We start from the raw sequence: 13,539 nt of genomic DNA, 5'->3' as shown, positions 1-13,539 counted from the left end.
ACCCATGACTGAGACCAGCGACGCCGACAAGGAGCGCAATCGCGAGATCGCGCGCAATGAGGAAGCCAAGCAGGTCACCGGCAGCATCCGCGTCAGCACCTGGGCGGTCGCGGTGGTCGTCATCGTCGGCGGGATTCTGTTCACGCTGGGCTGGCTGGCACTGCGGGGTTAGTGCCAGCGCCCTCACTTCGCGTAATTCGTCATCCGCTTGCCGGGCAAGAGTTCATAGGCCGGCTTCCAGCCGGGCAGGGTGGCCATGCGGCCGAGCCAGGCGTGGACGGCAGGATGGCTCGCCGCGAAATCAAAACCGTGCTCGTCGCTCGGATAGTGCAGGTAGGCCATCATCGAGATATCGGCGACCGTCGGCCTCGCCCCGATCGCAAAGGCATTGTGCTGGAGATGTCCGTCGAGAATGCCGAGGAAGTCCTCGAGCCGCCGGCGAAAATGCTTCAGCACCTGCGGATCGTTTTTCTCAGTGAACGCCCGCATGAAGCGATAGGTCGCCATGTAGCCGGTGAGCTTGTGGTTGTCCCAGAACAGCCAGCGCAGCAGCTCGAACTTCTCGTCCTCGGTCTCGGCACCGAAACGGCCGTACTGCCCGGCAAGCTTCAGCAGCAAGGGCGCGGTCTGTGTCATCTTCACGCCGTCGACCTCGAGCACGGGAATCTCGCCCATCGCGTTCACGGCCTTGCGCCATTCCGCCGTGCGCGTGACGCCACCACCGAAATCGGTCCACACCGGCTCGAACCTCTCGCCGCAAAGCGTCAGCATCAGCGCCAGCTTGTAGCTGTTGCCGGACTCCGGGAAGTAGTGCAGGCGATATTTGGGCATGAGGGCCTCACGAGACGCGATGTTGTCGTGAGTTTATAGCGAGATCGTCCCACGCCGTCATTGCGAGCGCAGCGAAGCAATCCAGCAATGCATCCGCGGTGGGATTCTGGATTGCTTCGCTGCGCTCGCAATGACGTCGTCTGTGACGACGAGCTACCTCCCCAACGTCGTCCCGGACAAGCGCAGCGAAGCGGAGCGCAGATCCGGGACCCATAACCACAGGAAGGTGTTTGGCGAAGACTCGGAGTTGGCAGCTCGTGTCACAACCACTCCCTGTGGTTATGGGTCCCGGGCTCGCGCCTTGCGCGCCCCGGGACGACAGGGGAGTTTGTGGCGCCGCCCTACCCCACCGCGCCTGACGACCGCAGCTGCTTGATTGCCTTCTCGTCGTATCCCGCCCCGCGCAAAATCTCGTCACTGTGCTCGCCGACGGCCGGCGGCTTGCGCGGCTGGACCTTCTTGGCGCCGTCGATCCAGATCGGGCTGGAGATGGTGAGCATGGTGTCGTTCTCGAACGGCACCAGCACCTCGTTGTCGAGCATCTGCTTGTCGTTGGGGATGTCGTCGAGAATGCCGACGATGCCGAACACCAGTCCGTTGCCGTCGAGGATCCTGCGCCACTCGGCGAGATCCCTGGTGGCAAACGTCTCGTCAAAAATCTTGATCAGCTCGACCGAGCGGGCGTGGCGGTCAGCCTTGGTGGCAAAGCGCGGATCGGTGATCAGGTCTTCGCGTCCCAGGCATTTGGCGAGCGTCGGAAACTGCTTCTCCTCGCTCAGCAGCGACAGGATCAGCCAGCGGCCGTCCTTGCACTGGTAGTGGTTGGCGACCGCATTCAGCGCGCGCTCGCGCGGCCGCCGCTCGGCGAACCTGGCGCCGCAGAGCTTGGCCTGCGCCAGCGTGCCCGCGGCCCACACCCCGTTCGCCATCAGATTGGAGGCGACATGCGAGCCCTTGCCGGTCTTCTCGCGCTGATACAGCGCGGTGACGATGGCGCCATAGAACGCCATGGCGCAGGGATGGTCGCCCATGCCGGCGACCGAGCGGGCCGGCGTCGTGTGGGTGTCGGCGCGGACGAGGTCCATCAGGCCGGAGCGCGCCCAATAGGCGTTGCTGTCGAAGCCGGGCTTGTTGGCCTCTTCGCCCTTCTCGCCATAGCCGGTGAACGAGGCGTAGATCAGCCGGTCGTTGAGATGGGCGAGGTGGTCATAGGTGATGCCGAGCTTGGCGCGCACCGGCGGCGGCATGTTGGTGATGAAGACGTCGGCCTCTTCGACCAGCTTGTAGAGCACGGCCTGCGCCTCCGGCTTAGAGAGGTCGAGCGCGATGCTCTTCTTGTTGCGGGCCTCCAGCAGCCAGGCGAAATTGTGCTCGCTGCTCGGATAGCCCGGAATGTTGGGCAGATTGCGGTAGGGGTCGCCGGCGCCGGGCGGCTCGATCTTGATGACGTCGGCGCCGAAATCCGACAGCACGGTCGCGGCCGCGGGCGCTGCGATGAAGCTCGCGCAGTCCAGAACCTTGAGCCCTGCAAAAATGCCCTTTTCCATCGCGGCGTAGCTCCCTCGCTCTTGTTGTTTCCCGCGCGCTGGAATTGGCGCAGATCAAGTCATGGCAGCATTAGACCGATGTTTCAGCGGGATGCAACGGCGCCAGGCGCAGGGCCTCACTCCTCCCCCGCAAGCAGCGCGGCATTGCCGCCGGCTGCCGCGGTGTTGATCGTCACGGTCTGCTCGGTCGCAAAGCGTGCGAGATAATGCGGGCCGCCCGCTTTCGGGCCGGTTCCGGACAGCCCGTTGCCGCCGAATGGCTGCACGCCGACCACGGCGCCGATCATGTTGCGGTTGACATAGATGTTGCCGACCTGCACGCGATCGATGATCGCCTCGATGGTGTCGTCGATCCGGGAGTGAATGCCGAGCGTGAGTCCATAGCCGCTGCGCTCGATCGCCTGCAGGACGCGGTCGAGGTTTTCCGCGCGATAGCGCACGACGTGCAGGATCGGTCCGAACACCTCCTCGGTGAGCTGGCCGGCGTCCTTGAGCTCGAAAATGTGCGGGGCGACGAAGCAGCCCTCGGGCGCAGTGCCGGCAAAGTGCAGCCGCGCCTCGCTCTTCATCCGCGCGATATGCGCATCGAGGCGCTGCTTGGCCTCGGCGTCGATCACCGGACCGACATGGGTCGCGACATCTGCGGGATCACCAATCCTGAGTTCGCGAGCAGCGCCCGCGATCATCTCGATCATGCGGTCGGCAACATCCTCCTGCACGAACAGCAGCCGCAGCGCCGAGCAGCGCTGGCCGGCGGAGCGGAAGGCCGAGGTCACGACGTCGTCGGCGACCTGCTCGGGCAGCGCGGTCGCATCCGCGATCATGGCGTTGATGCCGCCGGTCTCCGCGATCAGAGGCACGATGGGCCCGTCCTTGGCGGCGAGCGTCCGGTTGATCAGGCGCGCGACCTCGGTCGAGCCGGTGAAGACGACGCCGGCGATGTCGGCATGCGCGGTCAGCACGGCGCCGATGCGGCCGTCGCCGGTGACGAGATGCAGCGCGCTCTTGGGAATGCCGGCCTCGTGGAGCAGGGCTACGGCCTCGCGGGCGATGCGCGGCGTCTGCTCGGCCGGTTTTGCGACGACGCTGTTGCCGGCCATCAGCGCCGCCGTGACCTGGCCTAGGAAGATCGCCAGCGGAAAATTCCACGGCGAGATCGCGACGAAGGCGCCGCGCCCGCGCATGGCGAGCGCATTGCTCTCGCCGGTCGGGCCCGGCATGGCGGCATCAACGCCGAACAGCTTTCGACCCTGCGCGGCATAATAGCGGCAGAAGTCGGCGGCCTCGCGCAGCTCCGATAGCGCATCGTCCAGCGTCTTGCCGCCCTCGGCTTGCAGCAGCGCGATGAAATGGGCGCTCCGGCTCTCCAGAAGATGCGCGGCCTGCTCCAGTGCGGCCGCGCGCGTAGCCGCCGGCGTCCGGCTCCAGGCGGCAAAGCCGGCGCGCGCAGCAGTCACCGCCGCATTGGCTCGGTCCGGCGTTGCGTCGGCTATGGGCTTGAGGTCGGCTGCCTCGGCCTTCACGTCTGCCAGCAACCGGTCGAGGGCCGCGCGCGCGCCGAATTCGACGCCGCGCGAATTGCGCCGCTCCGGCGCGAACAGATCGCCCGGCAGCGGAATTCTGGGATGGGCCGCCGCTTGCGGCCGGACGATGGCATCGGCCGGACGCTGCAACAGCGCCACAACCGGCACGCGATAGTCGGCCGCCTGCGCCACGAACGACGAGTTGGCGCCGTTCTCCAGCAGCCGCCGCACCAGATAGGCGAGCAGGTCGCGGTGGCTGCCGACCGGGGCATAGGTACGATAAGCGATGTCGGGGTGATCCTTGGCGAGCTGTTCATAAAGCGCCTCGCCCATGCCGTGCAGGCGCTGGAATTCGAAGCCGCCACCATCTTGCGCAAGCTCCAGCACGGTCGCGACCGTCAGCGCGTTGTGGGTGGCGAATTGCGGGAAGATGCGCGGCCGCAGACTCAAAAGCTTCGAAGCGCAGGCGACGTAGTTCAGATCCGTCATCGCCTTGCGCGTGAACACGGGATAGCCGTCCAGCCCGCGCTCCTGCGCGCGCTTGATCTCGGTGTCCCAATAGGCGCCCTTGACCAGCCGCACCATCAGCTGGCGGTCATGCGCGCGCGCCAGCGCGTCGACATAGTCGATCACGGCGCTCGCGCGCTTCTGATAGGCCTGGATCGCCAGCCCAAAGCCGTCCCAGCCGCTGAGCGAGGGGTCGGCGAGCGTCGCCGCGATCACGTCGAGCGACAGCTCCAGCCGGTCGGCTTCCTCGGCATCGACGGTGAAGTTCAGATCATGGGCCTTGGCGCGCTGCGCCAGATCGAGCAGCTGCGGCACCAGCTCGGCCATCACGCGCGCGCGGCTGATCGCCTCGAAGCGCGGATGCAGCGCCGACAGCTTGACCGAGATGCCGGGACGGTCGGGCAGGGGATGGTTGCCGGCCGCCTTGCCAATGGTCAGAATCGCGCTCGCATAGGCGTCGAAATAGCGCCTGGCGTCCGCCGCGGTGCGCGCGCCTTCGCCGAGCATGTCGAAGGAGTAGCGCGTCTTTTGACCGGAGCGCGGACGGCCTCGCTCCAGCGCCTGCTCGATGGTCTCGCCCAGCACGAAATGGTTGCCCATCAGCCGCATCGCCTGGCGCGTGGCGGTGCGCACCGCCGGCGCGCCCAGCCGCTTCACCAGCCGGCCGATGGTGCCGTCGGGCGTCTCGCCGGGCTGGATCACCCGCGCCGAGAGGCCGAGCGCCCAGGCCGAGGCGTTGACCAGGAAGGCGGTGGACTTGGTCTCGTGGTGGATGAAGTCGCCCTCGCCGAGCTTGTCCTCGATGAACTGGTCGGCGGTGCGCGCGTCGGGCACGCGGAGCAGCGCCTCGGCTAGCACCATCAGGGCGAGCCCCTCCTTGGTCGAGAGCGCGAACTCCCGCAGCATGTCCTCGACACCGCCAAGCCGGTCGTCGCGCTTGCGGATCGCCTCGATCAGCCGCGTCGCGGTGCGGTCGATCCGCGCCTCCTGCGGCGGGCCGAGATGCGAAGCCGGCAAGAGCCGCGCGGCAATCTCGGCATCATCGGGCGCGTAGGGGGCGGTGAAGGGCGGCGGGATGTTCGGCATGGCGTGTCCTGTGGCTGAAATCCAGGATAAGGCCCGCTAGACCGTAGTTCGATAGACAAATTAGTCATTTTGCCTTAGGAAATGAAGATCATTGCTATATTGGCCACATAAAATATGGAACTCGATCGAATTGACCGGAAGATCCTCTCAATTCTGCAGCAGGACGGGCGCATCGCCAATGTCGAGCTCGCCGAGCGCATCGGGCTGTCGCCGACCTCGGTCGGCGAGCGGCTGAAGCGGTTGCAGCGGGAGGGCTTTGTCGAGGGCTACGGCGCGCGGCTCAATCCGCACCGGCTCGGCCTGGGTCTTCTGGTGTTCGTCGAGGTGCTGCTCGACAAGACCACGCCGGACAATTTCGAGCGGTTCGCGCGCGCGGTGAAACTCGCACCCGAGGTGCTGGAGTGTCACATGGTTGCAGGAGGCTTCGACTATCTTGTGAAGGCGCGGCTTGCGGACATGACCGCCTATCGACGCTTCCTCGGCGAGACGTTGCTGTCGATGCCGGGCGTGCGCGAGACGCGAACCTATGCGGTGATGGAAGAGATCAAGCGCGACGCACCATTGCCGGTGGACTAACGAAGGGCCGTCGCGATTGTCATTGCTGTGGCGTTGAACGAGCGGTCTTCGCGGGAAAATAGCTCTCCGTGTGCAATCGCAACGCCCGTCGTCGAATGCACTGGCCGTCTTCTAAAATTTTTTTGGCCCGGCTCCCGGACAGATCCGGGAGGCAGCAAAGGCTGCCGGGCTTATACTTTGAGGTTCTCTGCGGAGGTCTTGCCCCGGTTTGCGATCTCTTCGTATTCCACCGTCTGTCCTTCGTTCAGGGACGACAGACCGGCTTTCTGCACTGCCGAGATATGCACGAACACATCCTTGCCGCCCGACGCAGGCTGGATAAATCCATAACCCTTCGTCGGGTTGAACCACTTGACCGTACCTTTAGCCATCACGTCTTCTCCGCGGGTCTTCCTCCGAGATCTCGAACCGCCAGTCCCCGCCAACCGGCCGGTTCGGTCCTAACAGGATACGCGGAATGTGGCCGGCTTGGTAGCTCAAACCATATCGGCATTTCGCCGAATTCCGCTCAACTTCGCAGCGTTTTTGCCGATTTTGCCCGTTTCGCGGTCAATTGATCGGCACGCCGCGCGCCATCCGTCAATAAGTCGCGGCCAGATAATCGACGATCTTGCCGACATCGGCATCGTCGATCGGGGCGCCATAGACCTTGATCATCTTGGTCACCTCGGCCTGCCAAAAACCTTTCTTGTCCTTCATCGGCGGCTGCGTGTTGACGTAATCGGCCGAGTGGCAGGCGCTGCAATTGCCCTGCACGACCTCGAGATTGGGGCCCGGCTTGAAGGCGGCGACCTCGTCGGGCGTCTTGTAGTTGAGCGGCGCTGCAAGGGCCGAACCGACCATTGCGGCGACGGCGAGTGAGATGGCGAGGAGAACGGTGCGCTGCATGATCATTCTCCCTCAGGCCACGGTGACGCGGACGGTTTCGACGACGTTGCGTAGATAACCCGCCGGGTTCCAGCGTGGCGCATCCGGCTGGGTCTCGCCGCCATTGCCGGTGGCGCGCACCTTGAGCTCGTGGGCGCCCGCCGCGAGCTTCACCGGCAGCTTCCATTCACGGAATGAGTATTTGCCGAGATCCTTGCCGAGCTTGGCGCTGACCCAGGTCTTTCCGCCGTCGGTGGAAACCTGGACGTCCTTGATGCCCTTGCCGCCGTCGAAGGCGATGCCGCGCAGCGTCGTGCCGCCGGCCTTCAGCTTGGCGCCATCGGGAACGCTGGTGATGAAGGATCGGATGGTGAAGCGGTTGATCGGGATCGTCGCCTTCGGCGCGGTGCCCGGTTCGACCGCATTGTTCGGCGTGTCCGGAATGCGATAGGCCGACTTCATCCAGAAGCCGTCATAGACATTGTCGATGACGGTGATCTCGTTGAGGTGCTTGACCCAGTAGGTGCCGTAATAGCCGGGCACGATCAGGCGCAGCGGAAAGCCGTTGAGGAACGGCAGGTCCTCGCCGTTCATGCCATAGGCCAGCATCACCTCGCCGTCGGTGGCGTGCTCGAGATCGAGCGCCTTGACGAAATCGGGCGTCTTGTCGCTGACGGGGCCGTCCATGCCGTTGAAGGTGACCTGCTTGGCGCCGCTCTGCACGCCCGCCATCTCCAGCACGGCCTTCAGCGGCACGCCGCGCCAGCGCGCATTGCCCATGGCGCCATTGGCGAGCTGGCCACCGGCGACACGCGGCTCGGAGAAGCCGCGGCTGTTGCCGGAGCACTGATTGACGGCGACGATCTCGGTCGCCTTCATTTTCCTGATGTCCTTGAGCGACAGCTTGAGCGGCTTGTCGACCTTGCCCTTGACCTCGAGCGTGAACTTGTCGGGATCGAGATTGTAAGGCAGGTCCGAGAGGTGATAGCGCACGAAGAACGCGTTATTCGGCGTGATCGGACCGTCGTTGAAGATCGCGAACGGCGTCTCGAGCTGCGGCGGCCGGCTGGTCAGGCCGATCATCGGCCGCTTCTGCGGATATTTCACCAGCGGCCGCTCGCCATTGGCGAAGGGAAGCGTGACGGTGTCGAGTGCCAGCGCCCTGGTGGAATTCAGTGTGGCCGCCATAGCGGCAAGGCCCGCTCCTTTGAGCAGGTCGCGTCGATCGAACATTCTCGTCTCCTCCCGGAGCTTTTCGTTGGACCGCAGTCATCACCGCGATCCCGCGCTCATCTGTCGCAACGATCGAGATGAAGTCAATTCGTGCTTTCGCAGCAGGCCCATGTCGCTGCGTTGCAGCAAGCCGGTGTTACGTTCGTAACGAGATTGCCGAGCTGTAGCCGCAGTGACAGTGCACTCCCTCGCCCCGCCTGCGGGGAGAGGGTTGGGGTGAGGGGGAGTCTCCGCGAGCGAGGTGAGAGTTGGATTCGCGGAGGCTCCCCCTCACCCGGAATCCGCGCTGCGCGCGCATTCCGACCTCTCCCCGCTTGCGGGGAGAGGTGAAGAATCAGGCCGCGACGCGCTCGCTTCGGTCAACCAGCGCCGACAGCTGCCTCGTGTCCGCAACGACGCGCACGGCCAGGGGCTCGTCGCGGCCGCGGATCGCGACCTCCTGCTGCGGCAGCGCATCGTCGGCAAGGCCCGCGGTGCGGCGGACCTCCTCCGAGACGATCGCTTCGCAGGCCAGCGTCTTGGTCATGTCCTGGAGGCGGGCCGCGACATTGACGGCATCGCCGAGCGCGGTGAAGACGATGTGATCGCGATAGCCGATATCGCCGATGATCACCTCGCCGCCGTGAATGCCAATGCCGAAGCGGATCGGCTGGCGGAGATCGTGGCTCAGGAGCTCGTTGAGCTCGTCGATATGCGTGGCGATGCCGGCGGCAGCCTTCAGCGCTTGTCGGCAGGCGGTCTCCGGATCGGCTGACAGCCCGAACAGCGCCAGCATGCCGTCGCCGACGAACTGGTTCGGCTGGCCGCCATTCTCGATCACGGCCCGCGAGACGGCGCCGAGGAAGCGGTTGACGATGAAAACGGTGTCGAATGGCAGCCGCTTCTCGGCAAGCTGCGTCGAACCGCGCATGTCCACGAACAGGCTGACGAGGTAGCGCTCCTGGCCGATTCTGGCTGATGTCGAGGCCTGTCCGTCCGCCGAATGCGTGTGGGGCGTGAAGAGCTGGAAGAAGGAGAGGTCGGAGTCCGGCCGCAGCTGGCAGGCAAGCCGGATCGAGGGATCGGCGGTGCCGACGCGCGCGAGCACGAAGGCCTCGCGCTGCGACGGCACGGGCAGGGCGGCATGATCGCCGATGATGCGGATGCGGCAGGTCGAGCAGCGGGCGCGGCCGCCGCAGACGCTGGCATGCGGCACATTGTGGCGCAGGCTCGCCTCCAGCACGGAGAGACCCTTCGGCACGCGCACCGTCTTGCCGTTGCCGTAGGACAGCGCGATCATGCCGCGGCGCCGCTCGCGCAAGGCGCGCACGCCGCGTGCCGCCAGCGCCAGTCCGAGCAGGCCGACATAGCCGATGGTGAGGCCGCCGGTGATGCGGTCGAGCGTCGCGGCTTCCGCGGTCGAGCCGAGCTGGCGGCGGGTGAGATTGTGCGTGCGCCATTCGCCGTCGTCGACCTCGATCTGGACACTGCGTCCGCCCTGGTAGACGCCGAGCAGCGACAGCGTCGGGATCAGCACGGCGGCGGCGAGCAGATAAGGCGCGGCGCGCGCGAAGAACGGTTTCAGGCGCAGCCAGAAATAGATGCCGATGCAGCCATGGACCCAGGCGATGATCAGCAGGATCGTCATGGTCCAGATGCGGTTCGAGGTGACGAAGAACAGATAGAGTTCCTGCGGATAGAGTTTCTGGTGCCCGTACAGCGTGTAGCCGAGCCGGACGCCGATCACATGGGCCATGACGAGGGCGGGGATGCTCAAGCCAAGCACGAGCTGGAGCGGCTCGATCGTCCGCCAGCGGAACTGGCGGCGTTGATAGAGCGCGTAGATGCCGAGCCCCATATGCGTGAGCGCGGCCGTATAGAACACGATCGCGATGGGGAGGAACCGCCAGAACGCCGTGTGATAGTAGACCCCGATCTCCATGGCATCGACCGAGATGTTGCCGAGCGCATGGTTGAGGAAATGGCTCACCACGTAGGAGAACAGGATGACGCCGCAGACCAGCCGAACCTGCCGCATGCTGGTCGCGCGGGACAGTTCGGACAATCGTGAGGATGCAGTGGCCATGATTCAGTTTGTATCAGTTCATGAAGGAGAACAGCCAGCGTAGCGTTTAATTCCAGGGGCGGACAGCTGGCCTGATCACATGCGCGGCAAGGTTACCGAACCGTAGGGTGGGCAAAGGCGCGCGCCACACCCACCGCTGTCGTCCCGGACAAGCGGCGCGCCGATCCGGGATCCATAGCCACAGGATCGGATTTGACGAAGACTCGTGGTTACCAGTTCGCGCCACGACTCCTCCCTGTGGCTATGGGTCCCGGGCTCGCGACTTCGTCGCGCCCCGGGACGACACCGGTGTTTGCGGCACCACCCCCTGCATTGACTCCCCCTCCCAGGTTGGCGAAAAGCGCGGCCGTGACGACAGCCCCTGATATGACCGTGTCCCCAGCCGGCGCCGCGCGCCGACCCCTCGTTATGGCCGTGCTCGTCATTGCCGCGATGACGCTGCTGCGGATCGTCTACGCCTCCGCGATCGAGCTGCGCACCGACGAGGCCTATTACTGGACCTGGTCGAAGGAGGCAGCGCTCAGCTTCCTCGATCATCCCCCCATGATCGCCTGGTTCATCCGTTTTGGCACCGCGATCTTCGGCGACACCGTGCTCGGCGTCCGCTTCGGCGGCATCGTCGCGATGCTGGTGACGCAGCTGCTGCTCGCCGACATGGTCCGCCGCCTCACTCATGATGCGCGCGCCATCATGTTCGCGGTGCTGATGCCGGAGGCTGCGCTCTATTACGGCCTGCTGATGGCCAAGGTCGCGCCGGACGTTGCCATGATCCCGTTCGCGGTGGCGATGATGTGGGCCCTGGTGCGGCTCGCGCAGGGCGGCGACGGACGCTGGTGGCTGGCGGCGGGCCTGTTCGCCGGGCTGTCGATGCTGTCGAAATTCACCGCGATCATGTTCGCGCCGGCGGTCGCCGCGTTTCTGCTGGTGCCGGATTGGCGCTGGCGCTGGCTGCGCAGTCCTTACCCCTATCTCGCGGTGCTGATCGCGATCGCCGTGTTCTCCCCGGTGCTGATCTGGAACGCGCAGCACGACTGGGCCTCGTTCCGTTTCCAGGGCGTGCGGGCCACTGCCAATTACGGCATCTCGCTGCGCACCATCGGCGACTACATCGGCCTGCAATTCGGGCTGGTCGGCTTCGTCATGCTGCCGGTCGTGCTGTCAGGCCTCGTGATGACGGCGTGGCGCGGCTATCGCACGCGCGAGCCGGTCGCGATCCTGCTGTCGACCGCGGTGCTGGTGCCGTTCCTCTATTTCTTCTTCAAGTCGACGACGCTCAGGGTCGGCGACACCTGGCCGATGTTCATGTGGCCGGTCGGCTTTGCCGCCGCTGCGGTCAACCTCGTCATGCTGTCGCACGAGCACTGGTCGGCGCGGATGATCCGCTCGAGTATCTTCTGGCTCAACACGGCGGTCGTCACGGGGATCGCCTTCGTCGTCATCGTATTCCTGTACTACGTCGCCGCGCCCTGGAACCTACTCGGCAAGATCGATCCGATCGGCGCCGAAGCCGGCTACGAGCAGATCGCGGCGCGTGCGCAGGCTGCGCTCGACGAGACCGGCGCGACCTGGATCGCGACCACGGACTATCGCACCTACGCGATGATGCGCTGGCTGTTCAGGGGCCGCGTGCCCGTCGTCGAGATCAACGAACGCGGCCGCTTCCAGGATTTTCGCGATCCCGGCATGGATCGGATCAGCGGGCATGCGGGCATCTATGTCGGGCGAGAGCCGGACAATCGCGCACCGGTGTGGGGATCGATCCCTGCGAAGCGCGAGCAGCTCGGCCAGGTCGAACGTCGGTGGCGCGGCGTTCTGACGGATACCTACGTGATTGAGAAGCTCACCGGCTGGACGCCGGAACTCTCGCCGCCAACGGATTCGCCGCTGTTTCAATGGCGGGTGCTGGCGGGGGAATTCGAGAAACGTACGCTCGCCTAACGAGGCACCCTTCTTCCCTTCTCCCCTTGTGGGGGCCCAAATGCAAACGAGGCCACGCGTTGAAGCGGCCTGGCGTGGCATGAGAACAACATACAAACAGAAATCTGAGCTGATCGCTTAGCTGCAACCAGCATTTTTCCCGACATTCACAGGCCGCCATCCCAGATTACCACCCGCTCAGGCATTTAAGCCACTAAGCTGGAGCTATCGTGACGAAGCATATTTTCTCTTATTGATATTATCTACGGGGATAGGACATGTTTGATGTCTATCGCAATGGCAAGCGGGACTTCCTCGTCGTCAGCAACGGCTCTCCGATGCCCGCGCTCTACTCTTCCAACAAATGGCGCAAGAGCAGAGCGAGAGTTCTCAAGGTCAGCGACGAGATCAGGGCAGCCGTCCAGGAGCGAGGTTATTATCTTGGCAGCGTGCGGGTGACCAAGAAGGACCTGATCCACACCGAGTGCACCGTTGTCGATACGACACCGGGCAATCTCTGAACATCCGGCCGACTAGGCCGGCAACCGCGCCAGCCCGGCCTCAATCACGACGATGTCTTCCTCGATCTGCCGGATCGTACTCCTGCAGTCGATCCCGGTACATGCATCGAGATCTGCGATAAGTTTGCGACGCTGTGTTCGAAGCTCATCAAGAGCTGCTTGGTCCCTGAGGGAAACGTAGCCCTCCACGATCAGCTCAATTGCACCTGCCACCATCAAACTCCCCACGCCTTGTTAGCCCCGGCAAGGCACTCCCGACCAGCCGAGGATCGAGCGTGCCAATTGGTTACGCGGCTCAATCCCGCGCACTGAGTTCTTCCAGAACAACGCGCCTCCGCAACTCGTGCGCAGCAGCGGTCAAACGAGACCCTGCGATCAGCCCGAGCCGCCTCAATCTTGGCAGAGCGACGGGGTCGCACAGCTCGATGGAGAGCCCGGCGCCCAATATCGCAATGGCGCGTTGCTCCTCCGCGTCGAGATCAGTCCATGGGATGCCCTTCATCACCGGCCTCAAATCGTCCAGTGCACCTCAAAATCCAAACGCGCGCCTGATATGCCGCAGCATATCCATGGCCGCGTCGGTGTACCGGCCGTTGGTCAGGTATCGATCCAGTTGCAGTGTGCTGATCAGCGCCACAAGCGCTGCCATTAAGCCCTTAAACATTGGGCCTCTCCTGAAAGAGACCGCCAACCGGGCGTGTCGAAATATTGAGCCGTTCTCAGAATGCGCGCCGCATATGGCGGCCTAATATGCAAATGGTGACATTGACTGGTAACCAGTTTCTTAACGGGCTGATGCGCCGTGGATGGGGCGGCCAGAGGCTGACTTGAAAGCGGCGACTTGAATTGCCGCTTCCTTGTGCTCA

Annotated in this window: 13 protein-coding genes; 4 read left to right on the top strand and 9 right to left on the bottom strand. The window is 64.6% G+C overall.

What is annotated here, in order from left to right:
- Window positions 1-4: 4 nt before the first annotated feature.
- Entirely contained in the window at window positions 5-172 is a 168-nt protein-coding gene (locus AB7290_RS36270) for a hypothetical protein (RefSeq protein ID WP_014492272.1), read from the top strand.
- 11 nt (window positions 173-183) lie between these two features.
- Here AB7290_RS36270 and AB7290_RS36265 read toward each other — a convergent pair whose 3' ends face one another.
- The 3 genes from AB7290_RS36265 to putA form a co-directional block, all read right to left on the bottom strand.
- Window positions 184-831: a glutathione S-transferase family protein gene (locus AB7290_RS36265; RefSeq protein ID WP_085399818.1), complete on the bottom strand. Its 648-nt coding sequence runs from the start codon at window positions 829-831 to the stop codon at window positions 184-186.
- 341 nt (window positions 832-1,172) lie between these two features.
- Window positions 1,173-2,378, bottom strand: a complete 1,206-nt coding sequence (locus AB7290_RS36260) for a CaiB/BaiF CoA transferase family protein (RefSeq protein ID WP_085399819.1) — start codon at window positions 2,376-2,378, stop codon at window positions 1,173-1,175.
- 116 nt (window positions 2,379-2,494) lie between these two features.
- Entirely contained in the window at window positions 2,495-5,494 is a 3,000-nt protein-coding gene (gene putA, locus AB7290_RS36255; protein WP_085399820.1) for a bifunctional proline dehydrogenase/L-glutamate gamma-semialdehyde dehydrogenase PutA, read from the bottom strand.
- A 114-nt stretch (window positions 5,495-5,608) separates the two neighbouring features.
- On the opposite strand from putA, the gene AB7290_RS36250 reads away from it, so the two are divergent.
- Window positions 5,609-6,070, top strand: coding sequence for an Lrp/AsnC ligand binding domain-containing protein (locus tag AB7290_RS36250; RefSeq protein ID WP_038954741.1), 462 nt, complete (start codon window positions 5,609-5,611; stop codon window positions 6,068-6,070).
- 170 nt (window positions 6,071-6,240) lie between these two features.
- On the opposite strand, the gene AB7290_RS36245 is transcribed toward AB7290_RS36250, so the two are convergent.
- The 4 genes from AB7290_RS36245 to AB7290_RS36230 all read right to left on the bottom strand — a co-directional run bounded on the left by AB7290_RS36245 (window position 6,241) and on the right by AB7290_RS36230 (window position 10,235).
- Complete coding sequence (locus AB7290_RS36245) at window positions 6,241-6,441, bottom strand: cold-shock protein (RefSeq protein ID WP_008134691.1); 201 nt, start codon at window positions 6,439-6,441, stop codon at window positions 6,241-6,243.
- 208 nt (window positions 6,442-6,649) lie between these two features.
- Window positions 6,650-6,958: a SorB family sulfite dehydrogenase c-type cytochrome subunit gene (gene sorB / locus AB7290_RS36240; protein WP_071917135.1), complete on the bottom strand. Its 309-nt coding sequence runs from the start codon at window positions 6,956-6,958 to the stop codon at window positions 6,650-6,652.
- 12 nt (window positions 6,959-6,970) lie between these two features.
- Entirely contained in the window at window positions 6,971-8,170 is a 1,200-nt protein-coding gene (gene sorA, locus AB7290_RS36235) for a SorA family sulfite dehydrogenase catalytic subunit (RefSeq protein WP_085399821.1), read from the bottom strand.
- A gap of 334 nt (window positions 8,171-8,504) precedes the next feature.
- Window positions 8,505-10,235, bottom strand: coding sequence for an adenylate/guanylate cyclase domain-containing protein (locus AB7290_RS36230; protein WP_135215202.1), 1,731 nt, complete (start codon window positions 10,233-10,235; stop codon window positions 8,505-8,507).
- Between the two features lie 366 nt (window positions 10,236-10,601).
- Between AB7290_RS36230 and AB7290_RS36225 the strand changes: the two genes are divergently transcribed.
- Window positions 10,602-12,173, top strand: a complete 1,572-nt coding sequence (locus AB7290_RS36225; protein ID WP_244623209.1) for a glycosyltransferase family 39 protein — start codon at window positions 10,602-10,604, stop codon at window positions 12,171-12,173.
- Window positions 12,174-12,430: 257 nt separating this feature from the next.
- Window positions 12,431-12,673 carry a hypothetical protein gene (locus AB7290_RS36220; protein ID WP_085399824.1) on the top strand — a complete coding sequence of 81 codons (243 nt, stop codon included), beginning with the start codon at window positions 12,431-12,433 and terminating at the stop codon, window positions 12,671-12,673.
- A gap of 12 nt (window positions 12,674-12,685) precedes the next feature.
- Here the strand turns inward: AB7290_RS36220 and AB7290_RS36215 are convergent, their stop codons facing one another.
- Both AB7290_RS36215 and AB7290_RS36210 read right to left on the bottom strand, forming a co-directional pair.
- On the bottom strand, window positions 12,686-12,886 hold the full coding sequence (locus tag AB7290_RS36215) for a hypothetical protein (RefSeq protein WP_167768100.1): 201 nt from the start codon (window positions 12,884-12,886) through the stop codon (window positions 12,686-12,688).
- 316 nt (window positions 12,887-13,202) lie between these two features.
- Entirely contained in the window at window positions 13,203-13,337 is a 135-nt protein-coding gene (locus AB7290_RS36210; RefSeq protein WP_275552114.1) for a hypothetical protein, read from the bottom strand.
- Between the last annotated feature and the right edge of the window lie 202 nt (window positions 13,338-13,539).

The sequence above is a fragment of the Bradyrhizobium sp. 613_E4_N2_2 genome (assembly GCF_052075995.1).
Classification (GTDB): Bacteria; Pseudomonadota; Alphaproteobacteria; order Rhizobiales; family Xanthobacteraceae; genus Bradyrhizobium; species Bradyrhizobium barranii.
Note: the sequence above shows the minus strand (reverse complement) of the source record. Positions and strands in the feature narration are given on the sequence as shown.

Excerpts from the sequence above, each read along its gene's own strand:
- AB7290_RS36270 (WP_014492272.1), top strand. The coding sequence starts at position 5 with ATGACTGAGACCAGCGACGCCGACAAGGAGCGCAATCGCGAGATCGCG.
- AB7290_RS36265 (WP_085399818.1), bottom strand. The coding sequence starts at position 831 with ATGCCCAAATATCGCCTGCACTACTTCCCGGAGTCCGGCAACAGCTAC.
- AB7290_RS36260 (WP_085399819.1), bottom strand. The coding sequence starts at position 2,378 with ATGGAAAAGGGCATTTTTGCAGGGCTCAAGGTTCTGGACTGCGCGAGC.
- putA (WP_085399820.1), bottom strand. The coding sequence starts at position 5,494 with ATGCCGAACATCCCGCCGCCCTTCACCGCCCCCTACGCGCCCGATGAT.
- AB7290_RS36250 (WP_038954741.1), top strand. The coding sequence starts at position 5,609 with ATGGAACTCGATCGAATTGACCGGAAGATCCTCTCAATTCTGCAGCAG.
- AB7290_RS36245 (WP_008134691.1), bottom strand. The coding sequence starts at position 6,441 with ATGGCTAAAGGTACGGTCAAGTGGTTCAACCCGACGAAGGGTTATGGA.
- sorB (WP_071917135.1), bottom strand. The coding sequence starts at position 6,958 with ATGCAGCGCACCGTTCTCCTCGCCATCTCACTCGCCGTCGCCGCAATG.
- sorA (WP_085399821.1), bottom strand. The coding sequence starts at position 8,170 with ATGTTCGATCGACGCGACCTGCTCAAAGGAGCGGGCCTTGCCGCTATG.
- AB7290_RS36230 (WP_135215202.1), bottom strand. The coding sequence starts at position 10,235 with ATGGCCACTGCATCCTCACGATTGTCCGAACTGTCCCGCGCGACCAGC.
- AB7290_RS36225 (WP_244623209.1), top strand. The coding sequence starts at position 10,602 with ATGACCGTGTCCCCAGCCGGCGCCGCGCGCCGACCCCTCGTTATGGCC.
- AB7290_RS36220 (WP_085399824.1), top strand. The coding sequence starts at position 12,431 with ATGTTTGATGTCTATCGCAATGGCAAGCGGGACTTCCTCGTCGTCAGC.
- AB7290_RS36210 (WP_275552114.1), bottom strand. The coding sequence starts at position 13,337 with ATGTTTAAGGGCTTAATGGCAGCGCTTGTGGCGCTGATCAGCACACTG.